General features: G+C 71.1%; 19 protein-coding genes. 3 read left to right on the top strand and 16 right to left on the bottom strand.

Annotation, left to right across the window (positions count from 1 at the left end; genetic code table 11):
• Positions 1-301: 301 nt before the first annotated feature.
• Positions 302-1,252: a 2-hydroxyacid dehydrogenase gene (locus OG230_RS25305; protein WP_328906019.1), complete on the bottom strand. Its 951-nt coding sequence runs from the start codon at positions 1,250-1,252 to the stop codon at positions 302-304.
• A gap of 155 nt (positions 1,253-1,407) precedes the next feature.
• Here OG230_RS25305 and OG230_RS25300 point away from each other — a divergent pair, with 155 nt between their 5' ends.
• Positions 1,408-2,364 (top strand): aldo/keto reductase, encoded by a 957-nt coding sequence (locus tag OG230_RS25300; RefSeq protein ID WP_328911526.1) that lies wholly within the window; start codon positions 1,408-1,410, stop codon positions 2,362-2,364.
• A gap of 165 nt (positions 2,365-2,529) precedes the next feature.
• The gene (locus OG230_RS25295) at positions 2,530-3,660 is read left to right on the top strand and encodes a PQQ-dependent sugar dehydrogenase (protein ID WP_328911525.1); all 1,131 of its coding nucleotides are present in this window, start codon (positions 2,530-2,532) and stop codon (positions 3,658-3,660) included.
• A gap of 63 nt (positions 3,661-3,723) precedes the next feature.
• Here the strand turns inward: OG230_RS25295 and OG230_RS25290 are convergent, their stop codons facing one another.
• The 15 genes from OG230_RS25290 to OG230_RS25220 form a co-directional block, all read right to left on the bottom strand.
• Positions 3,724-6,804, bottom strand: coding sequence for a helix-turn-helix transcriptional regulator (locus OG230_RS25290; RefSeq protein ID WP_328911524.1), 3,081 nt, complete (start codon positions 6,802-6,804; stop codon positions 3,724-3,726).
• 47 nt (positions 6,805-6,851) lie between these two features.
• Positions 6,852-7,025, bottom strand: a complete 174-nt coding sequence (locus tag OG230_RS25285; protein WP_328906018.1) for a hypothetical protein — start codon at positions 7,023-7,025, stop codon at positions 6,852-6,854.
• Positions 7,026-7,353: 328 nt separating this feature from the next.
• Positions 7,354-8,004 carry a hypothetical protein gene (locus OG230_RS25280; protein WP_328906017.1) on the bottom strand — a complete coding sequence of 217 codons (651 nt, stop codon included), beginning with the start codon at positions 8,002-8,004 and terminating at the stop codon, positions 7,354-7,356.
• A 60-nt stretch (positions 8,005-8,064) separates the two neighbouring features.
• The gene (locus OG230_RS25275) at positions 8,065-8,619 is read right to left on the bottom strand and encodes a GNAT family N-acetyltransferase (protein ID WP_328906016.1); all 555 of its coding nucleotides are present in this window, start codon (positions 8,617-8,619) and stop codon (positions 8,065-8,067) included.
• Positions 8,620-8,633: 14 nt separating this feature from the next.
• Positions 8,634-10,862, bottom strand: a complete 2,229-nt coding sequence (locus OG230_RS25270) for an MMPL family transporter (RefSeq protein WP_328906015.1) — start codon at positions 10,860-10,862, stop codon at positions 8,634-8,636.
• Positions 10,863-11,167: 305 nt separating this feature from the next.
• A complete protein-coding gene (locus OG230_RS25265; protein WP_328906014.1) occupies positions 11,168-13,276 on the bottom strand; it encodes a phosphocholine-specific phospholipase C in 2,109 nt (702 codons plus the stop codon).
• A gap of 369 nt (positions 13,277-13,645) precedes the next feature.
• Entirely contained in the window at positions 13,646-15,154 is a 1,509-nt protein-coding gene (gene gatB, locus OG230_RS25260; RefSeq protein WP_328906013.1) for an Asp-tRNA(Asn)/Glu-tRNA(Gln) amidotransferase subunit GatB, read from the bottom strand.
• A 16-nt stretch (positions 15,155-15,170) separates the two neighbouring features.
• A complete protein-coding gene (locus tag OG230_RS25255; RefSeq protein ID WP_073727053.1) occupies positions 15,171-15,404 on the bottom strand; it encodes a hypothetical protein in 234 nt (77 codons plus the stop codon).
• Positions 15,405-15,409: 5 nt separating this feature from the next.
• Complete coding sequence (gene gatA, locus OG230_RS25250; RefSeq protein WP_328906012.1) at positions 15,410-16,912, bottom strand: Asp-tRNA(Asn)/Glu-tRNA(Gln) amidotransferase subunit GatA; 1,503 nt, start codon at positions 16,910-16,912, stop codon at positions 15,410-15,412.
• A 5-nt stretch (positions 16,913-16,917) separates the two neighbouring features.
• Positions 16,918-17,214 carry an Asp-tRNA(Asn)/Glu-tRNA(Gln) amidotransferase subunit GatC gene (gene gatC, locus OG230_RS25245; protein ID WP_003966094.1) on the bottom strand — a complete coding sequence of 99 codons (297 nt, stop codon included), beginning with the start codon at positions 17,212-17,214 and terminating at the stop codon, positions 16,918-16,920.
• 135 nt (positions 17,215-17,349) lie between these two features.
• Entirely contained in the window at positions 17,350-19,521 is a 2,172-nt protein-coding gene (locus OG230_RS25240; RefSeq protein ID WP_328906011.1) for a putative bifunctional diguanylate cyclase/phosphodiesterase, read from the bottom strand.
• A 362-nt stretch (positions 19,522-19,883) separates the two neighbouring features.
• Positions 19,884-22,088, bottom strand: a complete 2,205-nt coding sequence (ligA, locus tag OG230_RS25235; RefSeq protein WP_328906010.1) for an NAD-dependent DNA ligase LigA — start codon at positions 22,086-22,088, stop codon at positions 19,884-19,886.
• 30 nt (positions 22,089-22,118) lie between these two features.
• The gene (locus OG230_RS25230) at positions 22,119-23,144 is read right to left on the bottom strand and encodes a methionine synthase (protein ID WP_328906009.1); all 1,026 of its coding nucleotides are present in this window, start codon (positions 23,142-23,144) and stop codon (positions 22,119-22,121) included.
• Positions 23,145-23,210: 66 nt separating this feature from the next.
• Positions 23,211-23,900 carry an SDR family oxidoreductase gene (locus tag OG230_RS25225; RefSeq protein WP_328906008.1) on the bottom strand — a complete coding sequence of 230 codons (690 nt, stop codon included), beginning with the start codon at positions 23,898-23,900 and terminating at the stop codon, positions 23,211-23,213.
• A gap of 16 nt (positions 23,901-23,916) precedes the next feature.
• Entirely contained in the window at positions 23,917-24,456 is a 540-nt protein-coding gene (locus OG230_RS25220; protein ID WP_328906007.1) for a TIGR00730 family Rossman fold protein, read from the bottom strand.
• 89 nt (positions 24,457-24,545) lie between these two features.
• Between OG230_RS25220 and OG230_RS25215 the strand changes: the two genes are divergently transcribed.
• Positions 24,546-24,881 carry a DUF427 domain-containing protein gene (locus OG230_RS25215; RefSeq protein ID WP_328906006.1) on the top strand — a complete coding sequence of 112 codons (336 nt, stop codon included), beginning with the start codon at positions 24,546-24,548 and terminating at the stop codon, positions 24,879-24,881.
• Positions 24,882-24,972 lie beyond the last annotated feature (91 nt).

Genomic DNA, 24,972 nt, shown 5'->3' with positions numbered 1-24,972 from the left:
GCACCCCCGGTGTCCGGCCCGCTGCCCGTCGTGGTTGTGGGCGGGGTCGAGTCCTGTCCGGCGTCAGTACCGATGACCGCCGTTGCTCGCCCTGCCGCGTCGGATCGTCTCTCCATTGGCCGCACATCGCCCGTCGCCCCCTCGCGTTCTACTTCCTCCCCCGCGTCGCCCCTTCCACGACGCAGCCCCCCGCTCTGGACGATACACCAGACCCGTCACTCAGGGACATACTTCCTCTACTCTCCGTGACGACCTGCGGCATTGCGGGAACCCGCTGCGATGAACGTACTCCGGAGCGTGTTCAGCCGGTGGTGAGTACGACGTTCCGCACCGGCTCGCCCGTGGCGAAGCGGGTGAGCTGCCCTGCCAGCAGACGCTTGGCCCTGGGCAGGAACGCCGACGTGCTGCCGCCCACATGAGGAGTGATCAGGACATGGGGAGCATGCCAGAGAGGATGACCGGCGGGCAGGGGTTCCGGGTCGGTGACATCGAGCGCGGCGCGCAGCCGACCGCACTCGAGTTCGGACAACAGTGCCTGGGTGTCCACCACTTGTCCCCTGGCCACGTTGACGAGGAGTGCGCCGTCCCGCATCGCCTTGAGGAACTCCGCCCCCACCAGCCCTTGTGTGGACGCGTTCAGCGGGGTGGACAGAATGACGATGTCGGCCTCGGGCAGCAGCGTGGGCAGGTCACCGAGCGCGTGTACGGGACCGCGCCCTGTCGTCCGCGCAGAGCGCGCGACGCGCGCCACCCGCGCGCACTCGAAGGGTTCGAGCCGGTCCTCGATGGCCGAACCGATCGATCCGTACCCCACGATGAGCACGGACTTGTCGGCGAGCGCGGGATAGAAGCCGGACCGCCACTCCTCCTTGTCCTGGCCGTGCACGAAGCCGGGGAAGCCCCGCAGCGAGGCGAGGATCAGCGCGAGGGCCAGCTCGGCGGTGGACGCCTCGTGCACCCCCTTGGCGTTGCAGAGCCGCACACCGGCCGGGAGAAGGCCGAGGCCGGGCTCCACGTGGTCGATACCCGCGGAGAGCGTCTGCACGACCCGTACCGAACGCATCGCGTCGAGCGGGCGCGACGCGACCTGCGGGCCCTTCATATAGGGAACGACGTAGAAGGCGCAGTCGGCGGGGTCCGCGGGGAAGTCCTGGCCGCCGTCCCAGAAGAGGTAGTTGAGCCCCTCGGGAAGCCCGTCGATCTCATCGGCCGGAATCGGCAGCCATACGTCGGTCGTGGTCTTCGAAGTCATGCTCAGAAGGCTAGGGCCTGTCGTGGGGGGCCTGCTGCCCGACAGCCGCCCGGGAGCAGAGGTTACTTTGGGGTGCGGTGTGGTCCCGTGACCGCGGGACCGAGGGAGGGTTCGGGGAGTTGGAGCGCAGGACAATCGGTGCGGCGGCGCTCGCCGTGGGCGCGGTCGGGCTCGGCTGTATGCCGATGAGCTGGGCGTACAGCACCTCGCAACAACGTGGCGACCGCTCGTTGAGGACCGTGCACGCGGCGCTCGACGCAGGCGTCCGACTGCTCGACACGGCGGACATGTACGGCCCGTTCACGAACGAGCTGCTCGTGGGCCGGGCGCTCAAGGGGCGCCGGAGCGAGGCGTTCCTGTCCACCAAGGGCGGGCTGCTGGTGGGCGATCAGCACATCGTCGCCAACGGGCGCCCGGGCTATGTGCGGCGGGCCTGCGACGCCTCGCTGCGGCGGCTGCAGACCGATGTGATCGACCTGTACCAGCTGCACCGCGCCGACCCCGAGGTGCCGGTGGAGGAGACCTGGGGAGCGATGGCCGATCTGGTGACCGCGGGGAAGGTGCGGGCGCTGGGTCTGTGCGCGGTGGGGGCGCACGCCTCACGCCGGTCGGGCGCGCGCCTGCACGACGGAACGATCCGCCAACTGGAGCGCGTGCAGCAGGTCTTCCCGGTCAGCGCGGTGGAGGCCGAGCTCTCCGTGTGGTCGCCGGAGGCGCTGGAGTCGCTGCTGCCGTGGTGCACGGCGCGGGGTGTGGGGCTGCTGGCCGCGATGCCGCTCGGGAACGGCTATCTCACGGGAACGCTCACGCCTGGGCAGGGTTTCGAGCCGGACGATCCGCGCGCCAGGCACCCGCGGTTCACCGCCGAGATGATGGCCGCGAACCAGCCGGTGGTGTCCGGGCTCCGGCGGATCGCGGAGCGCCATGGCGCCACTCCGGCGCAGGTGGCGCTGGCGTGGGTGCTGCGGCAGGGGCCTCACGTGGTGCCCGTACCGGGCGCGAAGCGGGAGCAGTGGGCCGTGGAGAACGCGGGCGCGGCGCAGTTGGAGCTCGACGACGCGGATCTGACGGAGATCGCCGGGCTGCCGCGGGCACGCGGGTCGTGGGACTGAGGGTGCCGCGAGAGAATTGGCGGAGATCGGGAACCCGGGGCGGGGCTGCGGTGTAGGAACAGTAGTGGTGCGGCCGTCGAAAGGATCGTTGCTGTGTTCGGATCTGCTCTCTCCCCCGCTGTCCGCAAAGGCGCGGTGGCCGCGCTGGCCGCGGCCTCGCTCCTGATGTCCGCAGCCTGTGCGTCCGAGGCGGGCTCGGGGAGTCCGGGGGAACGGGAGGGCGACGCGTCACCGCCGTCCGCCTCCGCCTCTGCTCCCTCCCCTTCCGGCACGCCCTCGGATCTGCCCCCCGCCAAGGGTTCGGTGAAGGTCGTCTCCACGCTCACGGAAGGGCTGGCGAGCCCCTGGGGGCTGGCGGCCCTGCCCGGCGGTGATCTGCTGGTGGCCTCCCGCGACGACGCCACGATCACTCTGATCGACGGGGAGAGCGGGAAGAAGACCCTGCTGGGCTCCGTGCCCGGGGTGTCGCCGGGCGGTGAGGGCGGACTGCTGGGCCTCGCCGTCTCGTCGACGTTCGGCGCGGACCGCCTGGTGTACGCGTACTTCACGACCGAGTCCGACAACCGCATCGCCCGCATGCTGTACGAGGAGCGGAAGCCGGCCGGCCAGCAGCTGGGCGCGCCGGACACGATCCTGCGGGGCATCCCCAAGGGCTCCATCCACAACGGCGGCCGGATCGCCTTCGGCCCGGACCGCATGCTGTACGCGGGCACCGGCGAGACCGGGGACACGGGGCTGGCCCAGGACAAGGAGTCGCTGGGCGGGAAGATCCTTCGGATGACGCCCGACGGCGAGCCCGTGCACGGCAATCCCGAGGCCGATTCGGTGGTGTATTCGTACGGGCACCGCAATGTGCAGGGGTTGGCCTGGGACGGGCAGAAGCGGCTCTGGGCGGCCGAGTTCGGCCAGAACACCTGGGACGAGCTGAACCGCATCGAGCCGGGCGGAAATTACGGCTGGCCCGAGGTGGAGGGCGAGCAGGGCGAGAAGGGCTTCATCGACCCGGTGGCCCAGTGGAAGACGGAAGACGCCTCGCCGAGCGGAATCGCCTTCGCCGACGGATCGATCTGGATGGCGGGCCTGCGCGGTGAGCGGCTGTGGCGCATTCCGCTCTCGGGCACGTCCGAGGACGAACCCCTGGCGGCGCCCCAGTCCTTCCTCGACGGGGAGTACGGCCGGCTGCGGACCGTGCTCGCCGCGGGCGAGGACCGGCTGTGGCTCGTCACCAGCAACACGGACGGCCGTGGCTCCCCGAAGCAGGGGGACGACCGGATAGTGCTGTTGGAGGTGCGCTAGCACCGTGCCGGGGCCTGTCCACCGGGCCGTCGGTCACCGGGGCCGTCGGTCACCGCGCCGTCGTCACCGCACCGGGTAGAGCCGGAGGCGGTGTGCAAGGGCAGCGGCCTCGCCGCGGCTGGCCACCCCCAGCTTGGCAAGGATGTTGGAGACGTGCACGCTCGCCGTCTTGGGCGAGATGTACAGCTCCTCGGCGATCCTTCGATTGGTGTGACCGGCGGCCACGAGCCGGTGCACGTCCCGCTCGCGCGGTGTCAGCCCGAAGGATTCGACGGCGGCCTCGGCCGGGTCCTGTCCCTCGGCCGCCACGGCATCCGCGGCCGGGACGAGAACGGCGGGGTGGATCTGCGGCCCGGGCGTCGGCTCGGGCGCGGTGAGCGGGACGCGGGCGCGGCCGGCCAGCAGCTCGATGGTCTCGGTGAGCGGCCGTGCCCCGAGCCTCACCGCGGCGGCGTGGGCCTCGTGCAGCAGCGGGGCCGCGGAGGAGCGGTCGCCCTGGACGGTGAGGAGGGATTCCGCCCAGCGGTGGCGGATCTGGGCCGTTTCGTAGGGCCGCTGGAGCGGTGCGAAGGCGGTCGCTGCGCGGGACCAGTGGTCGGGGGTGTCGGTCCCTTCGGCACGGGCCAGTTCGGCTTCGACGAGCACACCGTGGGCGGCCCATATGGGGACGAGCATCGGCAGCCGTTTGAGGTGGGTGCGGATCAGCTCCAGGATCGCGGGGCGTCCGGGATCGGCGGCGGGCAGGCCGCGGGCGTCGGCCTCGGCCGCGGCGGCGACGTGGAGCAGGGGCAGGGCGTACCGCTGGGTGCCCGGCGGGAAGCCGAGTGCGGCCTGTGCCTCGAAGGCGGCCCGGGCCTCGGAGAGGCGGCCGTGCTGGGCGGCCAGGGCCATCGCGTGACGGGCGGGGGTGATGAGGTGCTGGGGCTGCGGATCGAGGTGCCCGAAATGGCGTCGGGTGAGTGCGAGTTGGGTCTCCGCTTCGGCGAAGTCGCCGCGTGCGAGTGCCAGTTCCGTACGGCGGGCGGCGACGAGTCCGCGGGCCTTGCGGGAGCGGGCGATCAGGGCGGCGGCATCGGCGGCCTTCGCGCTCTCGTCCCAGTGCCCGAGGGAGAACAAGGAGTGCGACTGGTTGGACCGGACCCAGGCTTCGGTGTCGGCGATGCCGTGGCTGTGGCAGACCTCGATTCCGTGGTCCGCGGCGGCCACGGCCTCCAGGGACCGGCCCATGGATTCGAGCGTGGAGGGAAGGTTGATGCTGGCCCGGCCCATGATCCCGACCAGGTGCAGTTCCTCGGCACGGTCGCGGATGGCGTACAGCTCGGCGATGCCCTCGTCGACGCCGCCCGCCTCGGCGGCGAGCCAGGCCCGGGTGAGGCGGGCGTACAGCTCGATGGGCTCGTCACCGACGAGCTGTGCGTACTCCACGGCACGGTCCGCGGCGGCGAGGGTCTCGGCGCCGGGCTGGTGCAGGGCTCCCCAACTGGCGACGTTGGTGAGGACGTCGGCGTGCACGGCGGACGGGGGCAGGCCCCGGACCAGGTCCTGGGCGAGGGCCAGTTCCTGGCGGCCGTCGCCGCGGGTGAGGTCCTGGGTCAGACGGGAGCGCTGCACCCAGAACCAGGCGGCGCGCAGCGGCTCCTGCCCGCTGTCCAGGACGCGTATGGCCTTCTTCGCGATGGCCAGGGCCCTTTCGCGGTCGCCCCCGAAGCGGGCGGCGACGGTGGCTTCGGCCATCAGGTCGAGATAGCGGAGCGGGGCGGTCCCGGGGTCGCCCGCGCAGGCCGGGTAGACCTCCGCGTAGTCGATGGGGCGCAGGGTGCGGCGTACGTCTTCGGGTACGTCGTCCCAGAGCTCCATGGCCCGTTCCAGCAGACGGAACTGTTCGGAGTGGGCGTAGCGGCGGCGGGCTTCGACGGATGCCTTCAGTACGGCGGGCAGCGCCTTCGCCGCGTCACGGGCCGCGTACCAGTAGCTGGCGAGGCGGGTGGCGCGTTCGTCGTCGCGGACGAGCGTGGGGTCGGCCTCCAGGGCCTCGGCGTAGCGGCGGTTGAGGCGGGAGCGCTCGCCGGGCAGCAGGTCGTCGCTGACCGCCTCGCGGACGAGGGAGTGCCGGAAGCGGTATCCGCCCGTGTCCGGGGCGGGGAGCAGCAGGTTGGCGCCGACGGCGGTGCGCAGGGCCTCGATGAGGGCGTCGTCGGACAGCCCGGCGACGGCCGCGAGCAGTTCGTGTTCGACGGTGGAGCCGCCTTCGGCGACGATCCTCGCGATCTTCTGCGCGTCGTCGGACAGCGCCTCGACCCGTACGAGGAGCAGGTCGCGCAGGGAGTCGGAGAGCTCGGAGCTGTCGCCGCAGCATTCGAGGCTGCGGGCGAGTTCCTCGACGAAGAAGGCGTTCCCGTCGGAGCGGTCGAAGATCTCGTCGACCAGTCCGGTCTCGGGGGTGGCCGCGAGGATGCCGGTGAGCTGGCGGCGGACCTCGGCCCGGGTGAAGCGGGCGAGCTCGATGCGCCGGACGGCGCGGAGCCGGTCCATCTCCGCGAGGAGCGGGCGCAGGGGGTGGCGGCGGTGGATGTCGTCGGCGCGGTAGGTGCCGATCACCGTGAGGCGACCGCTGCGCAGGGTGCGGAAGAGATAGGCGAGGAGGTGGCGGGTGGAGGCGTCGGCCCAGTGCAGGTCCTCCAGCACGAGGACGACGGTGCGCTCGGCGGAGAGGCGTTCCAGGAGCCGGGCGGTGAGCTCGAAGAGACGGGCGGTGCCGTGCTCGTCGTTCGGCTCGTGGCCGGTGTCGCCGAGTTCGGGCAGCAGGCGGGACAGTTCGCCCTCCTGGCCGGCCAGCGCCTCGGTCAGTTCCTCGGGCAGGGTGCGGCGCAAGGCGCGCAGCGCCGTGGAGAACGGGGCGAACGGCAGCCCGTCCGCGCCGATTTCGACGCAGCCGCCGACGGCGACGACGGCCTCGCGGCGATCGGCCACCGCGAGGAACTCCTCGACCAGACGGGTCTTGCCGACGCCCGCCTCTCCACCGATGAGCAGCGCCTGCGGCTCACCGGCCGCGGACTGTGCGAGCGCCTCGGTGAGCAGCGCGAGCTCGTCGGTGCGGCCGATGAACACGGGGCTGACGGACTTGGTCTCCACGCCGCCGAGCATCGCACACGGGTCCGATGCCACGGCAGCCGGAAGGCGGGCCGCCATCGCTACGCGGCGTGGACGAAGCGACTCCGGTTCGCGCTCACCCGCCCTTCGGTGTCGTCCCGTCCGGTACGGCGCGCCGCACGGCGGGCGAGCACCGCCTCGCGCACCAGGCGCTGCGACTCGGCCCGGCGGATGAGTTCGGCGGCCTGGATCTGGTGGAGTTCGTACGCGTACATGGCTCTCTCCCTGGTGACGGCGGGCCGTGGGGGCCTGACCGGCGGTTGCCGGGGCCTTTCCGGCCGTGCCCCAACTGTCGTTCGCCAGGGGGTGTCGCCGCATCGGGCGAGTGCCGCATCTCCGCGGGGTGGGGGCCTTAGACGCGCGCAGCCCATGCCGTACACCGCACCGGGGACGCACGGCGGATGCCTTAGGGCCTCTCGTCAAACTGCCGTCGCGGCCCTCGGCCGCGTTTCGTCCCGGACCGGCGGGCGGGCGTCTTCCCGGCCCGCCCGCCAGTCCGGGCCGAAGAGGCTCCGGGTCCGGCCGGTGCCTCGGGGGCGGGCCTCAGCCGCCGGTCGCCGCACCCGCGCTGGGCAGCGAGAGGAGCAGGTCGAAGTACATGCCGGCCGAGATCAGTACACCGAGCACGCCGAGCACGACACCGGCCAGGGCGACGGCGCGGATCCAGCCGGGCTGCGGGCGTTCGGCGGGTGCGCCGAAGGCCGGGCGGACGAGGACGAACACGCCCACCAGGAGGGCGAGCAGCGCGAACAGGCCGTTGACCAGGGCGGTGGTGTGCCAGGCGTCCGCGTAGATCTCGGAGATCTGCTGGGCCGCGCTGCCGCCGCCGGAGGTCTTGATCTGACCGATCAGGGTCTCCCGCTCGGCGGCGACCCGGCCGGTCCAGGCGCCGGTGAGCGAGACGATGCCGAGCCCGGCGGCGACGACGGCGGCGGCGCCCGCGCCGAAGCCGGAGGCGGCGGTCGCCTCGGCCTCGTCGTAGGCGTCGAGCTCCAGGTCGGCGTCGTCGTCGGCCTCGACGTCGTCGTTCACGCCGTCGGTCGCCGCGGCCTCGGTGTCGGAGGCCCCGGTCGCGTCCTTCGTGTCCTTGGTGGCCTTCGTTTCCTTCACGGCGCTCTCGTCCGTCGCCGTCTTCTCCTCGCGGTCGTCGTCGACGGCGGGAGCGGTGGAGGTCTTGGAGGTGGAGGTGTTCATGCGCCGCACGCTAGGTGTCCCGGATGAGAACCCTCTTAACGTTTCGGCCCCGGCCGGCTCTCAGCCGCGCCGGGCACGCCATTCCGGCGCCAGCACGGACCAGATCTCCGAGTCGTGCCGCTTCCCCTGGTAGAGGAAGCTCTCACGCCTCACGCCGTCGCGTGTCATGCCGAGCCGCTGCGCGACCGCGAGGCTGCGCGTGTTGGCCGAGGAGGCGACCCACTCCACCCGGTGCATGCCCCGCACGTCGACCGCCCAGTCGATCAGCTGGTGCATCGCCCGGGTGACCAGGCCACGGCCCTCCCCCGCCGGTTCGAGCCAGCAGCCGACCTCGCAGTTTCCGGTCCCGGCCTCGAAGATCCGGAACAGGACTCCGCCGACCAGCGTGCCGTCGAGCCAGATGCCGTAGAGCCGTCCCGTGTCGGCCGCCTGGCTGTCCGCGTACCGCTGGAGCAGTGCACGCGCCGAGTCGAGGTCCTTGGCGGCTGCGGCGAAGGGGATCCAGGGGTCCACGAGCTCGCGCGCCCGGTCGATGTGGGTCAGGAACTCCTGTGCCTGCCAGGTCTCCAGCGGGCGCAGCTCCGCTCCGTCGTCACCCAGGGATATCGCGAACATCGTGCTCCTCCGGTCTAGTGGACGGGCTCGGCGGGCTGCGGCACCGGTGCGCCGTCCTCGCTCGTACGCGTCCCCGGGATCTTCGCATGCTCCACGCCGGTGTCCGGCGGCTCGATGCTGATCCGCGGCAGTCGCCGGTCCAGCCAGCCGGGCAGCCACCAGTTCGCGCCGCCCAGCATGTGCATCAGGGCCGGCACCAGCAGGGTGCGCAGGACGAAGGCGTCCAGTGCCACCGCCACGGCGAGTGCGATCCCGAACATCGCGATGACGCGGTCACCGCTGAGCACGAAGGCGAGGAAGACCGAGATCATGATCACGGCGGCCGAGTTGATCACGCGGCTGGTCTCGGCGAGTCCGACCCGGACCGCCCGCCGGTTGTCGCCGGTCTCCAGCCACTCCTCGTACATCCGGCCGACCAGGAAGACCTGGTAGTCCATCGACAGCCCGAAGAGCACCGAGACCATGATCACCGGCAGGAAGGGTTCGATCGGCCCGGCGCTGCCGAGCCCGAGCAGTTCGCTCCCCCAACCCCACTGGAAGATCGCGACGACGACGCCGAAGGAGGAGGCGACGGCGGCCACGTTCATCACGGCGGCCTTCAGCGGAATGCCGAGGGAACGGAAGGCCAGCAGCAGGAGCAGACAGCCGAGTGCGATGACCACCCCGACGAAGAGCGGCAACTTGCCGATGATGATCTCGGCGAAGTCGTCGTAGCTGGCTGTCACACCGCCCACATGGGCCTGGAGCGAGGTGTTGTCCACGGCCTCGGGCAGCACGTCCGCCCGCAGCCGGTCGACCAGCTCGCTGGTCTGCTGCGACTGCGGCGCCGAGTCCGGAACGACGGTGACGAACGCGGTGTCGCCACTGCTGTTGTACGTCACGGGGCTGACCGACGCGACGCCCTCGGTGGCCCGCAGTGTTTCGGGCAGCGCGTCCAGGGCGAGCCGGTCGTCGGCGCCGTCCAGCTGCGCGGCGATCGTCAGCGGCCCGTTGACCCCCGGCCCGAACCCCTCCCCCAGCAGGTCGTACGCCTGCCGGGTGGTGGCCGTGGCGGGGTTGTTCCCCTGGTCGGACGTGCCCAGATGCAGGCCGAACGTGGGCAGGGCCAGGACCAGCATCACGACGGCGGCGACCGCCCCGAGCAGCTTGGGGTGCCGTTCGACGAACGCGGACCACCGGGCGGCGAAGCCCGTGGGCAGCTCGGGCTGCGGGCCCTTCTCGGCGAGCTGCCTGCGCTCCCGCCGGCTCAGCGCACGCATCCCGATGAAGGAGAGCAGGGCGGGCAGCAGGGTCACGGACGCCGCGACGGTCAGGACGACGGTGAGCGAGGCGGCGATCGCGACCCCGTTGAGGAAGCCGAGCCGCAGGATGAGCATGCCGAGCAGGGCGATGCAGACGGTGGCCCCGGCGAAGACGACGGCGCGTCCGGTCGTCGCGACGGCGTTCTGGGCGGCGTCGGTGACCGACAGGCCGCGCCGGAGTCCTCTGCGGTGCCGGGTGACGATGAACAGGGCGTAGTCGATGCCGACGCCCAGTCCGATGAGCATGCCCAGCATCGGCGCGAAGTCGGCCACCGTCATCACATGGCCGAGCAGCACGATGCCCGCGTAGGCCGTGCCGACGGAGACGAGCGCCGTGGCGATGGGCAGCATGCTCGCGGCGAGCGAGCCGAAGGCGAGGAAGAGGACGACCGCGGCGACGACCACCCCGATGGCCTCGCTGAGGTGGACCGAGGGCGCTTCGGTGAGGGCGACCGCGGTGCCGCCGAGCTCCACCTGGAGTCCGTCGCTCTCCGCCGCCTTCGCGGTGTCGACGAGGGCCTGCGCCTGCTCCGGCGCGATGTCGTCCGCCTGCTGGTCGAAGGTGACCGTGGCGTAGGCGGTGTGGCCGTCCGCGCTGATCTGTCCGGCGCCGGCCGAGCCGTAGGGGCTGGTGACGCCACCGATTCCGGGCAGCTCCTCGATCGTGTGGAGGGTTTTGGTCATCGTCTGCTGGACGTCGGTGGCCCGGACGGTGGAGCCGTTGGTGTGCCACACGACGGTGTCGGTGTCACCACCGAGATCCTTGAAGCCGTGCTGGAGGAGCTCGGTGGCACGACCGGACTCGGTCCCGGGAACCTCGTAGTCGTTGGAGTAGGCCGAACCCGCGAAACCCGCTGCGGTGGCTGTGCCGCCGAGGGCGAACAGCCAGATGAGGACGGCGAGGAGCCGGTGCTTGAGACACCAGCGGGCAATGGCAGCCAACGGACGTGCTCCCTGGGGGTTCGTGGTTCTTTATGGGGAGATAAACGAATATTTCCCGTTAAAGAACTCATGACCTGAGAACTGTCACTCTGGCAGCCAAACGTGATCCTTTGCCCCTTTCGTGGCCATGCTCACAGGGCTTGATTTCTCCCTTACACGACCCATTTGCCCCAGGGGCCCCGTCGCAGACGGGTGTGGGCGGGCGCCGGACCGGCACCCGCCCACTCAGCTCCTCGGCCGTGCAGCCGTGCAGCGACTCAGCCGCTCAGCCGCTCAGCCGCTCAGCCGCTCAGCCGCTCAGCCGCTCAGCCGGAGATGCTCGCCCTGCCGTTCTCGATGTGTCCCATCAGCCGCCGCCGGAAGGCGGTGTCCCCGTCGACCGTGACGTCGAGGTCGTACCAGCCGCGTGCGTCGGCCGCCGAGTGCACGACCGTACGGCTGCGCCCCGGCTTCACCGAGATGCGGCGGGTCCAGCCGCGCAGATCCTCCTCGTCGACGTAGCCGAGGGGCCGCACCGTGAAGGTGAGCGTCCGCTGCCCCGTGTTACGCAGGGTGAGGTACAGATCGCGCTCGCGGGCATCGAGCCGCGAGCCGACCTCCGCGTCACCCCCGGTCACCCCCGCGAACTCGCGACGGAAGCCGTTCGGCCCGGTGACCGTGAACCGGTAGGCGTCCCCGGTAAGGGGCACCGTCCATTGCGCCGTGCCCCTTACATCCCGGTGCTGAGGGGCCGGGAACTCACCCGCGTACGGATAGAGCGTGAAGTGCGCCGACGAACGCCCCGTATTACTGAGGCCGACCTGCACCGCTCCGTCCGTGACCCACGCCTGCGCGTCCGGCTGGTAGGGCAGCGGCCGTGCGGGACGCGTCCCGGGCTCCTGTACGGGCATCTGCTGGACGGCCGGCGGCTTCGGCTGCCAGCGCCCGCTGAAGGGCGGAATGGCCGCCGGCGCTTCCACCTCCGGCTGCCGCCCGCCCCGCGAGAAGTCGAACGCCGAGGTGAGGTCGCCGGTGACCGTGCGCCGCCAGTCGCCGATGTTCGGCTCCTTCACGCCCGTCCACCGCTCCAGGAAGCGGATCACGGAGGTGTGGTCGAAGACCTCGGAGCAGACGTAGCCGCCGATCGTCCACGGCGAGACGACGAGCAGCGGTACCCGCACCCCGAGACCGGTGGGCTTGCCGTCCCAGTGCTCCTCGGTCACCTCGGACGGCGCAACCGGCGGCGGGACGTGGTCGAAGAAACCGTCGTTCTCGTCGTAGTTGATGAGGACGGCGGTGTGCCGCCACACGTCGGGGTGCTGACCCAGCGCGTCGAGCACCTTGTAGAGGATCGTCGCGCTGTGCACCGGGGAGGACACGCTCGGGTGCTCGGAGTCCACGGCCGAGGGCACCAGGTAGGAGACCTCGGGCAGCGTCCCCGCCGCCACGTCCTCGGCGAAACGATCGGCCAGTGTGCCCGTCTCCACCCGCCGCAGTCCGCGCTCGAAGAGGCTCCGCTCCGCCTCGGACAGCGTGGCGACGCCCTCCTCCAGCAGCCCGAGCAGACGTTCGCGCTCGCTCGCCTCGCCCGCGTCACGGACGTCCGCGTAGAAGGACTCCATGAACGTGTGCCCGCCGGTCTTCGCGAGGGCCTTGCGGGCGATCGCCTTGAAGGTGGCGAAGAACTCGATCTGGTTGTCGGTGAAGTTCTCCCACTCCGTATAGGTCTGCCAGCTGCGCCCCGCGGCCTCCAGCCGCTCCGCGTAGGTGCTCCAGTCGTACCCGGGGTGCGTGCCCTCGTTGTACGCGTCGTTGCCGACGGCCCGCTTGCCGTTCGCCTCGAAGCCCGTCTTCCCGCTCCACAGGTGGTTGCGGTTGGGGCTGGTCGAGGTGTGGATCGACGAGTGGTAGGCGTCGCACACCGTGAAGGTGTCGGCCAGCTCGTAGTGCAGCGGAATGTCACGGCGGTCGTAGTACGCCATCGTGGCGGCCGTCTTCGCGGTGACCCAGCCGCTCATCCACCCCCCGGCCCAGGCCCGGGCTCCGCCGCTCCACGAGTGGTCGAGCGCGCCGATGTACTGCAGGTCCTTCTTCTGCGTCTCGGCGGCCCCGCGCACCGGGAACGGCAGCACGGGAGCGCCCAGCGGCCCCGGCTGCTCGAAGACCGACGCGCCGGAGGGAAGTTCGACGGCGTTGCGGTCGCCGAAGCCGCGCACACCGCGCAGCATCCCGAAGTAATGGTCGAAGGACCGGTTCTCCTGCATCAGGATCACCACGTGCCTGATGTCGTCGAGCCCGCCGGACCCCGCCGGGCGGGCGGGCTGCGCGGCGATGGCGGCCTGCAGCGACGGCGGCAGGAACGATCCGGCCGCCGCCGCGCCGAGCGCGCCGCCCCCGAGGGCGAAGAGCCGTCGCCGTGAAATGTCCGTGGTCAAGTGAGCCTCCCGAATCGGTCGTACGCGGGGAAGCTAACGAAGCGAGGTGGCGGCCGGAAGACCGCCGTACGGCACAGCGGTGAACGTCCAACAGGCCGTCCCGGAAGTCCAACGGCCTGGGGCCTTTCGTTTGGATCAGGCCGGATCAGGGAGCAGGGTCTGGTGTGGGCAGCTGCAAGGCGGAGGAGGGAGTCGACGCGGAGCGTCGGCGACCGACGACAACGCCGCAGATGCGCGTGCCAGGGCACGCGAGCCCGGCATGATCCAAACGAGAGGCCCCGGGCCCCGGCGCGGCGGGATGCGCGAAGGGGCGGCACGCCCGGACATCCGGGTGCACCGCCCCTTCGCGTACATCGGTACGCCGGAAGGTCAGCCTTCGACGCCGAGCTTCTCCAGGATCAGCTCACGCACGCGCGCCGCGTCCGCCTGGCCGCGGGTGGCCTTCATGACCGCGCCGACGAGCGCGCCCGCCGCCGCGACCTTGCCGCCGCGGATCTTGTCCGCGATGGCCGCGTTGGCGGCGATGGCCTCGTCCACGGCCGTGCCCAGCGCGCCCTCGTCCGAGACGACCTTCAGGCCGCGCTTCTCGACGACGGTGTCCGGGTCGCCCTCGCCCGCGAGGACACCCTCGAGGACCTGGCGGGCCAGCTTGTCGTTGAGGTCGCCGGAGGCGACGAGCTCGGCGACCCTGGCGACCTGCTCGGGGGTGACGCCCAGCTCGTCGAGGCCGCGGCCGGTCTCGTTGGCGTTACGGGCGAGCTCGCCCATCCACCACTTGCGGGCCTGGTCCGCCGGAGCGCCCGCCACGGTCGTGGCGACGATCAGGTCGACCGCGCCCGCGTTGAGGATGGACTGCATGTCGTGCTCGGAGACGCCCCACTCCTCCTTGAGCCGTGCACGGCGCAGCCGCGGCAGCTCGGGGAGGCCCTTGCGGAGCTCCTCGACCCACTCGCGGGCCGGGGCGACGGGAACGAGGTCCGGCTCCGGGAAGTAGCGGTAGTCCTCGGCGTTGTCCTTGATGCGGCCGGCCGTGGTGGAGCCGTCCTCCTCGTGGAAGTGCCGGGTCTCCTGCACGATCGTTCCGCCGGAGTTCAGCACCGCCGCGTGGCGCTGGATCTCGAAGCGGGCGGCACGCTCGACGGAACGCAGGGAGTTCACGTTCTTCGTCTCGGAGCGCGTACCGAACTCCTCCCGGCCGTGGGGACGCAGCGACAGGTTCACGTCGCAGCGCATCTGCCCCATCTCCATCCGGGCTTCCGAGACACCGAGCGCCTTGATGAGCTCACGGAGCTCGGCGACGTACGCCTTGGCGACCTCGGGAGCGCGCGCACCCGCGCCCTCGATCGGCTTGGTGACGATCTCGATGAGCGGGATGCCGGCACGGTTGTAGTCGAGCAGGGAGTGGGACGCGCCGTGGATACGGCCGGTGGCACCGCCGACGTGCGTCGACTTGCCGGTGTCCTCCTCCATGTGGGCACGCTCGATCTGCACGCGGAAGATCTCGCCGTCCTCCAGCTGGACGTCCAGATAGCCGTTGAAGGCGATCGGCTCGTCGTACTGGGAGGTCTGGAAGTTCTTCGGCATGTCCGGATAGAAGTAGTTCTTCCGGGCGAAGCGGCACCACTCGGCGATCTCGCAGTTCAGCGCGAGACCGATCTTGATCGCGGACTCGACGCCGATCTCGTTGACGACCGGCAGCGCGCCGGGCAGCCCGAGGCAGACCGGGCAGGTCTGCGAGTTGGCGTCCTGCTTGAGCTCCGTGGAGCAGCCGCAGAACATCTTGGTCTTGGTGCCGAGCTCGACATGGACTTCGAGGCCCATGACGGGGTCGTACGTCGCGAGGGCGTCCTCGTACGACTCCAGGTCAATGACAGTCACGGTGAAACTTTCCCTCTCAGCCCAGCAGGACGTCGTCGTCGCCGAGACGCTTCAGTTCGCGATAGAGGATCGCGAGGCCGGTGACGATGGCCGCGGCGGACACCGCGGCGTCGATCAGCCGCAGCACGTCGTTGTCGTTGCGCGCGAGCTTCGCCTGCTTGGCGACGCTGATCGCACCGAACGCCGTGCTGCCGAGCGATACGTACAGCCCGGTCTTCGACTTCTTGAAGTTCTTGGCCTTCTTTGCCATGGCACTCACAGCGACGGAGCCTCCTCAAGCAGCGGGTGTCCCCACTTTTGCACGAAGGCGGCCTCGACGGCGGCTCCGACCTTGTACAGCCGGTCGTCCTTCATCGCGGGGGCGATGATCTGCAGCCCGACCGGCAGGCCGTCCTCCGGGGCCAGGCCGCAGGGCAGCGACATGGCGGAGTTGCCGGCGAGGTTGGTCGGAATGGTGCACAGGTCCGCGAGGTACATCGCCATCGGGTCGTCGGCGCGCTCGCCGATCGGGAAGGCGGTGGTCGGCGTCGTCGGCGAGACGATGACGTCCACCTGCTCGAACGCCTTCTCGAAGTCCTGGGTGATGAGCGTGCGGACCTTCTGGGCCGAGCCGTAGTACGCGTCGTAGTAGCCGGAGCTGAGCGCGTACGTACCGAGGATGATGCGGCGCTTGACCTCGTCGCCGAAGCCGGCCTCGCGGGTGAGCGCGGTGACGTCCTCGGCGGACTTCGTGCCGTCGTCGCCGACCCGCAGGCCGTAACGCATGGCGTCGAAGCGGGCCAGGTTCGAGGAGCACTCGGACGGCGCGATCAGGTAGTACGCCGACAGGGCCAGGTCGAAGGACGGGCAGTCCAGCTCGACGATCGTGGCACCGAGCGACTTCAGCAGCTCGACCGACTCGTTGAAGCGCTGGACGACACCGGCCTGGTAGCCCTCGCCCGCGAACTGCTTGACGACACCGACGCGCATGCCCTGTACGGAGCCGTTGCGCGCGGCCTCGACGACCGGCGGGACCGGGGCGTCGATGGACGTCGAGTCCATCGGGTCGTGTCCGGCGATGACCTCGTGGAGGAGCGCCGCGTCCAGGACCGTACGGGCGCAGGGGCCGCCCTGGTCGAGGGAGCTGGAGAACGCCACCATGCCGTACCGGGAGACGCCGCCGTAGGTGGGCTTGACGCCGACGGTGCCGGTGACGGAGGCGGGCTGACGGATGGAACCGCCGGTGTCCGTGCCGATGGCGAGCGGGGCCTCGTACGAGGCGAGCGCGGCCGAGGAGCCGCCGCCCGAGCCGCCCGGGATACGGGTGAGGTCCCACGGGTTGCCGGTCGGGCCGTAGGCGCTGTTCTCGGTGGAGGACCCCATGGCGAACTCGTCCATGTTGGTCTTGCCGAGGATGACGACGTCGGCGGCCCTGAGCTTCTGCGTCAGCGTCGCGTCGTACGGCGGAATCCAGCCCTCAAGGATCTTCGAGCCGACGGTGGTCGGCATGTCCTTGGTGGTGAAGATGTCCTTCAGCGCGAGCGGGACTCCGGCCAGCGGGCCGAGCTTCTCGCCCGCGGCGCGCTTGGCGTCGACGGCGCGGGCCTGCGCGAGCGCTCCGTCGCGGTCGACGTGCAGGAAGGCGTGGACCTTCTCGTCGATCGCGTCGATCCGCGCCAGGTGGGCCTCGGTGACCTCGACGGCCGTGAGCTCACCGGAAGCGATCTTCGCGGCGATCTCGGCGGCGGTCAGCTTGATGATGGTGCTGATGTCCGTCATGACTTTTAGTCCTCCCCCAGGATCTGCGGCACCTTGAAACGCTGCTGCTCCTGGGCCGGGGCGCCGGAGAGCGCCTGCGCGGGGGTGAGCGACGGACGGACCTCGTCCGCGCGCATGACGTTGGTCAGCGGCAGCGGGTGGGAGGTCGGCGGTACGTCTTGGTCGGCGACCTCGGAGACGCGGGCGACCGCGCCGATGATGTCGTCGAGCTGACCGGCGAAGTGATCGAGCTCTTCGCCCTTCAGCTCCAGACGTGCCAGCCGGGCGAGGTGGGCGACCTCCTCGCGCGTGATGCCAGGCATGCAGCGATCCTCAGGGGTTGGTGTGTGGTTTTGGCCCAATCCTATGGGGTCACCCGCATCCACTACCGCCACCTGGGGAACACCCCGGTCGGCCACCCGGCCATTTCGGGCCCGGACGGCGCCCGCCCCGCCCGCTCAGGCGGTGGCCGGGCCCGACACCGCGCGCCCCGAAGGGCGGTGCTCCAGCTCGGGGACCGCGGCCGTACCGCTCGCCGCACCGGCCGCCGCCGCGGCCCTGGCCGCGGCCTCCAGCTCCGCCGGCCGCCGCCAGCCGTGCTCGCCGCGCGCCCGCAGCCAGGCCGTCGTCTCCTGCGGCGGCATCGCGGCGGCCACCAGCCAGCCCTGCACCGCGTCGCAGTGCAGGTCCCGCAGCCGCTCCCACGTCTCGTCGTCCTCGACACCCTCCGCCACGACCAGCAGGCCGAGCGAATGCGCCAGGTCGATGGTGCAGCGGACGATCTCCGCGTCCTCGTTGTCGATGGCCAGGCGGGCGACGAACGAACGGTCGATCTTGAGTTCGCTGACCGGCAGCTTCCGCAGGTGGACCAGCGAGGAGTAGCCGGTGCCGAAGTCGTCCAGGGACATCTTCACGCCGTGCCCGGTCAGCCCGGCGAGGGTGTCGGCGGCCCGCTGCGGGTCCTCCAGCAGCACGTGTTCGGTTATCTCCAGCTGAAGGGCGCAGGCGGGAACGCCGTGCCGGGCGAGCCGGGCGGCGACGCTGCCCGCGAAACCGGGCGTGTGGACGTCGCGCGGGGAGACGTTGACCGCGACCGGTACGTACAGCCCCTGGGCCCGCCAGCGGGCGACCTGGGCCAGTGCCGTCTCCAGGACGTACTCGGTGAGGTGCGGCATCAGGCCGGAGGACTCGGCGATCGCGATGAACTCGTCCGGGGGGACCCGCCCGCGCTCCGGGTGCACCCAGCGGACCAGGGCTTCGAGTCCGGCCACCTGGCCGTCGAAGCGCACCTTCGGCTGGTAGTGCAGCTCCACCTCGCCCGCGTCGAGGGCGCGCCGCAGATCGCCGAGCAGACCGAGCCGGTCGGGGGTGTTGCTGTCCCGCTTCGACTCGTACACCTCGACGCCCGTACGGTCCCGCTTGGCCTGGTACATGGCCACGTCGGCGCGTCTGAGCAGCCCTTCGGCGTCCAGCGCGTGGTCGGGGTGGACGGCGACCCCCGCGCTCGCCTCCAGCACGAGCGTGAGGCCGTCGAGGTCGAGCGGGGAGGACAGCTCCGCGACCAGGTGCCGGGCGACGCGCTGGGCGCTCGTCGTGGAGTCCGTGGTCGGCAGCAGTACGGCGAACTCGTCGCCGCCGAGCCGCGCGGCCTCCGCGCCCCGGGGCAGGGCCAGCCGCAGCCGGTCCGCTATCTGCAGGAGCAGCCGGTCCCCGGCGAGATGGCCGAGGGTGTCGTTGACGGCACGGAACCGGTCGAGGTCGATCAGGACGAGCGCCGACCTGGCGCCGATGCTCTCGGCCTCCTCCAGCGCCGTCCAGGTCCTTTCGAGCAGCCATTGGCGGTTGGGCAGCCCGGTCAGCGGGTCGCGCAGCTGCTCCTCGGCCCGTGCGCGGGCGATCCAGAGCGTGGAGTCCAGGGCGATCAGCGGAACCGCGAAGAGCGGCAGCAGTACGGGCATGGCCACCGCGACGACGCAGATCAGCGGCGCGATCCCGAGCAGGGCGACGGCCACGAGGCCCTGGCGGAGCAGTGCGGTACGGGCGATCGTGGGCAGCCCGCCGCCCTGCGGAGCTCGGGCGTACCACAGCAGGACCCGGGTGACGAGGAGATAGGTGGAGGCGGCGAGGAGCACTTCCGGCAGGGCGTCGATGCCCCAGTCGAGTGGCCGCCAGGGCCGTTCGACGGTCGGCACCTCGCCGAAGGCGGCCAGGACGAGCGCGGCGGCGCCGATGCCCAGGATGTCCACGGCGCCGTGGAGCATCCCCTGCCACCAGCGGTGACGGCGTGCCGTCCCGACGAGCACCACGACGACCAGGCTGACCAGGCCGGCGGGCACCCAGCCGTAGACGAGCAGCACGGCCAGAGTGAGGGCGGCGCCGGAACCGGTGCCGCCCCACCAGCGGTCGCGTCCGAGCGCCACCAGATGGCCGACGATGATGCCGGTGAGCAGGGCCAGTGACCAGCCCGCCCTGCCGTCCGGGAAGAGTGCGTGACCGTCCTGGACCGTGCGGTAGAACCCGGTCGCGAGCTGGATCGTCGCGATCGCCACAACAACGGCTCCCACCCGGGGCGTGAGGCCGACGAAACCTTGCAGCCGCGACACCGGTGCGGCGCTCTCGGTCGGTTTCATTCCGTCCCTCTCACAGCCGGCAGTGCAGATGTCACAGGATGGCCGCCGCTTTCATGCCGCCACGAACCAATTCCCACCACGCAGCCGTGCACGGCAGGTGCACGCTCAACAGTAGGCCGCGGAGGGCCTCCACGGGCAGCGCTCTACAGCTCTTGCCCGAATGCGAACCGGCGATCCGTCAGCTTCTGGTATGCGCCGAACGGGTGGTGCAGGCCGACGGCCTGACCACTCGCGCCCTCTTGTCCGCTTTCATTCCCCTCTTCCCCCCGGCCACTCCCTGACGGCATGTCGATGGCATATCGATCGAAGCCGGACTCGATCGGATTTTCGACCCGGCCGGACGAGACCTTCGCGGACAGGCCCTAGGCCGTTTCCTGGCCTTCGGCCGGCACCGCTGCCTCGCGCGCCGCGTCGGGCCCCTGTTCGAGCAGGACGGCGAAACCCGCCTCGTCGAGCACGGGCACGTTCAGCTGCATCGCCTTGTCGTACTTCGAGCCCGGGTTGTCCCCCACCACCACGAAGGAGGTCTTCTTCGAAACGGACCCGGTCACCTTCGCGCCCCGGCTCTGGAGCGCCTCCTTCGCGCCGTCCCTGGTGTGGGTGGCCAGCGTGCCGGTCACGACCACGGTGAGCCCCTCCAGTGGCCGGGGCCCCTCGTCCTCGCCCGCGCGCTCGTCCTCCATGCGGACCCCGGACTCCCGCCACTTGCGCAGGATCTCGCGGTGCCAGTCCTGCGCGAACCACTCCTTGACCGAGGCGGCGATGATCGGGCCGACCCCGTCGGCAGCGGCCAGCTCCTCCTCGGTCGCCTCGTCGATCCGGTCGATGGACCGGAACTGACGGGCCAGCTCCTCGGCGGCGACCGGCCCCACGTGCCGGATCGAGAGCCCCGTGAGGATCCGGGCCAGGGGCGCCGTCCTGGCCGCGGCGATGCCCTCCAGCATTCCCAGGGCGTTCTTCTTCGGCTCGCCCTGCTGGTTGGCGAAGACCGTCGCGATCTTCTCCTCGCCGGTCTTCGGATCGCGCTTGGGCAGTCCGCTGTCCTGGTCCAGGACGTAGGCCCGGATCGGCAGCAGCTGCTCGACGGTCAGGCCGAAGAGGTCCCCCTCGTCCAGCAGAGGCGGCTCGGCGGGCTCCAGCGGCTTGGTCAGAGCCGCTGCCGCCACATAGCCGAAGTGGTCGATGTCCAGGCACTTGCGGCCCGCGAGATAGGCGACGCGCTCCCGCAACTGGGCAGGACAGGAACGTGCGTTGGGGCAGCGGAGGTCGATGTCGCCCTCCTTCATGGGGCGCAGCGCCGTCCCGCACTCGGGGCACTCGGCCGGCATCACGAACGGCCGCTCGCTGCCGTCGCGCAGGTCGACGACGGGACCCAGGATCTCCGGGATGACGTCGCCCGCCTTGCGCAGCACCACCGTGTCACCGATGAGGACACCCTTGGCCTTCACCACGTTCTGGTTGTGCAGGGTGGCGAACTCGACCTCGGAACCCGCCACTTCGACGGGCTCGACCTGGGCGTACGGGGTGACCCTGCCGGTGCGTCCGACGCCGACGCGGATGTTCACCAGCTTGGTGTTGACCTCCTCCGGCGCGTACTTCCAGGCGATCGCCCAGCGCGGAGCCCGCGAGGTGGATCCCAGCCGGCCCTGGAGCGGGATCTCGTCGAGCTTGACGACGACCCCGTCGATCTCGTGCTCCACGGAGTGCCGGAACTCACCGAAGTGGGCGATGAACTCCCGTACGCCGTCGATGGAGTCCACCACCTTGTTGTACTTGGCGGTGGGCAGTCCCCACTCGTGCAGCAGCTCGTACGCCTGCGAGAGGCGGTCGATCGCGAGGCCCTCGCGGGCGCCGATGCCGTGGACCACCATGTGCAGCGGACGGGTGGCGGTGACCTTGGGGTCCTTCTGGCGCAGGGAACCCGCCGCGGCGTTCCTCGGGTTGGCGAAGGGCTTGTCGTCGGCCTCCACCAGCCGGGCGTTGAGCTCCTCGAACGCTTCCATCGGGAAGAACACCTCGCCGCGGATCTCGACCAGCTCCGGGATCCGCTCGCCCTTCAGCCGGTGCGGGATCTCGGCGATCGTACGGACGTTGGGCGTGATGTCCTCGCCGGTGCGGCCGTCGCCGCGGGTCGCCGCGCGGGTCAGCCTGCCGTGCTCGTAGGTGAGGTTGACCGCGAGGCCGTCCACCTTGAGCTCGCACAGGAAGTGGTAGCCGGCGCTGCCGACGTCCTTGGCGACGCGCTCGGCCCAGGCGGCCAGCTCCAGGTCGTCGAAGGCGTTGTCCAGCGAGAGCATGCGTTCGCGGTGCTCGACGGAGGTGAACTCCGTGCGGTACGGCCCGGCGACCTTCTGGGTCGGCGAATCCGGCGTACGCAGCTGCGGATGCTGCTCCTCCAGCGCTTCCAGCTCACGCATCAGCCGGTCGAACTCGGCGTCACTGACGACCGGCTGGTCCTTCACGTAGTACCGGAAGCGGTGCTCCTCGACCTGCTCGGCAAGGAGTGCGTGCCGCTCCTGTGCCTGCGCCGGCACCGCGATCTGCTGCGCCTGCTGTTCGCCGGCCATCGTCCTGTCCTCCCGTTGACCCGTGCCCCGTTACTCAGGGTTGTCTGCGAGCGATCTCGCGGCCCGGGCGCAGTGGGCGAGTGCGGCACGCGCGTACGCGGGCGATGCCCCCGCGAGCCCGCACGACGGAGTGACCACGACGGACTCGGTGAGAGTCCCCGGATTCAGCCCCAGCCTGCTCCACAGCGTCCTGACACCCATGACGCTACCGCCAGGGTCCGACAATCCGTCCGAGGCGGCGTCGGTGCCGGGTACCACTCCGAGGAACAGCTGGGTGCCGCCCTCGACGGCTTCCCCGATCGCCTCCTCCTCACGCTCGGTGAGCAGGGAGAAGTCGAACGAAACGGCGTCGGCACCGGCTCGGCGCAGCAGGGCGAAGGGCACCTCGGGCGCGCAGGAGTGGACCACGGTCGGCGCCTCACCGTTCACCGCCAGCACCTCGCGCAGCCCCGCCTCGACGATCTGCCGGTCCAGGGCCCGGTAGGTGCGGTAGCCGCTCGCGGACCTGACGCGCCCGAGCAGCACGGCGGTCAGGGACGGTTCGTCGAGCTGGAGCACCACCTCGGCGCCGGGCACGCGGCGCCGTACCTCCGCGAGGTGCCCGCGCAGCCCCTCCGCCAGCGAACCCGCCAGGTCGCGGCAGGCGCCCGGGTCTCCGAGCATGGCCTCGCCGCCCCGCAGCTCCAGTCCGGCGGCCAGCGTCCAGGGGCCCACGGCCTGGACCTTGATCAGCCCCTCGTAACCCTGGGTGAACTCCTCCAGCGCGTCGAGGTCCTCGCCCAGCCAGGAGCGGGCGCGGCGGGTGTCGCGGCCGGGGCGGTCACTGATCCGCCAGCCGCTGGGCTCGACATGGCCGAACATCTCGACGAGCAGCCCGATGGTCCGCCCGGTCATGTCCGCGCCCGGTCCGCGGGCGGGCAGCTCGGCCAGATACGGCATGCCCTGGCCGTCGGCGAAGGATCCGGTGACGGTCTTCGCCGCCTCCCGTGCGTCTCCGCCCGGCATGGACCCGATTCCGGTGGCCGGACACCCGCTGAACTTGCTCTTCTCGCTCACGCCGGAAGCCTACGGCCCGTGCCGGGCGGTCGGCGGCCCGGCCGGTGTCCGGGCCGGCGTCCCCGGTCAGCGCCCCGGGCGGACCGTCAGGTCGTTGACCTCGGCGTCACGCGGCAGGTCGATCGCCATGAGGATCGTGGTGGCCACGGACTCCGGGTCGATCCACTGGGAGGGGTCGTACTCCTTGCCCTCCTGCTGGTGGACCTTGGCCTGCATGGGGCTGGCGGTGCGCCCCGGGTAGACGGAGGTCACCCGTACCCCGTTCCCGTGCTCCTCGTGGCGCAGCGAGTCGGCGAGGGCCTTCAGGCCGTGCTTGCTCGCCGCGTAGGCGCCCCACTCGGCGTGCGCGTTGAGGCCCGCGCCCGAGTTCACGAACAGGACGTGGCCGTGGGCGACGCGGAGCTGGGGCAGCAGGAGACGGGTGATCTCGGCGGGGGCGACCAGATTGGCGTTGAGTTGGAAGTGCCAGGCCTTGGGGGTGAGGTCACCGATCCGGCCGAGCTCGACGACGCCCGCGATGTGCAGGAGTGAGTCGAGCCGGTCGGGCATGGTCTGCTGCCCGAACGCCCAGGAGAGCCGGTCGGGGTTGCCGAGGTCTCCGACGAGGGTGCGCGCCCCCGGGTGGAGTGCGGCCAGCTCCTTGGCGCGGCCTGCGTCGCGGGCCAGCAGCCAGAGTTCGTCACCGCGCTCCTGGAGGCGGCGGGCGACGGCGGCCCCGATGCCGGAACCGGCGCCGGTGATCAGATGAGTAGGCATGGCCCCCATGCTCCCATCACCGCACTCCGGCCGACTCCTCCAGGTAGGCGAGCGCGCCCACGCCGTCCTCGGCGAAGAAGACCAGGTCGGCGAGGGGCATCGGCAGGAAGCCCTCGTCCTCCATGCGCCGGAACTGCTCCCGCAGACCGTCGTAGAAACCGGCCGTGTTCAGCAGGACGACGGGCTTGGTGTGCTTGCCGTGCTTCTTGAGCTCCAGGATCTCCGTGGCCTCGTCGAGGGTCCCGGTCCCGCCGACCATGATCACGACGGCGTCGGCCTTCTCCAGGAGCAGCGCCTTGCGCTCGGCCAGGTCCCGCGCGATCACCATCTCGTCGGCGTTCGTCCGGGCCTTCGCCGCCAGGAAGTCCACCGAGACCCCGACGAGCCGCCCGCCGGACTCCTGCACTCCGTCGGCGACGACCTTCATCAGACCGCTCTCGGAGCCTCCCCAGACCAGGGTGTGGCCTCCCTTGCCGAGCAGTTCGGCGAACTCCCGGGCGGGCCGGGTGTAGCGGGCGTCGAGTTCGGCGGCGGAGAGGAAGACACAGATGTTCATGCGCCTACCGTACGAGCCGCGGCCCGCGCTCCGCGGAGGCGGGGAGGGAACAGGGGAAGAATCCGGCCGCTCGTGCCGCTGATACCTGCATGACTTCCACGCGAGGACACCGCATCACCGTCGAGCCCGGCACCGAGCATGTGCGCGCGATCCGTGACGGGCAGGTGCTGGCCGAGAGCCGGCGTCCGCTCGTGCTGCGCGAGACGGGCTGCCCGGTCCGCTACTACCTGCCGCCGGAGGACGTCCGTACGGATCTGCTCACTCCCTCGGACTCCCGTACGCACTGTCCGTTCAAGGGAGATGCCTCCTACTGGTCGCGGCCCGGCGCCGCCGACCTGGTGTGGGCCTACCCGGAGCCCAGGGACGAAGTCGCCGCGATCAAGGACCACTTCTGCTTCTACGACACCGAGGTCGTCACCGACTGATCGTCAGCGCCCGCTCTGATCAGGGGAATTGAAGTTCTTCAAAAACTTCTCGGCCGCAGCGATGAGTTTCCCGGAGCGCCGCAGTCCACCC

This window comes from Streptomyces sp. NBC_00234 (assembly GCF_036195325.1).
In the GTDB taxonomy this organism is placed as follows: domain Bacteria; phylum Actinomycetota; class Actinomycetes; order Streptomycetales; family Streptomycetaceae; genus Streptomyces.
Note: the sequence above shows the minus strand (reverse complement) of the source record. Positions and strands in the feature narration are given on the sequence as shown.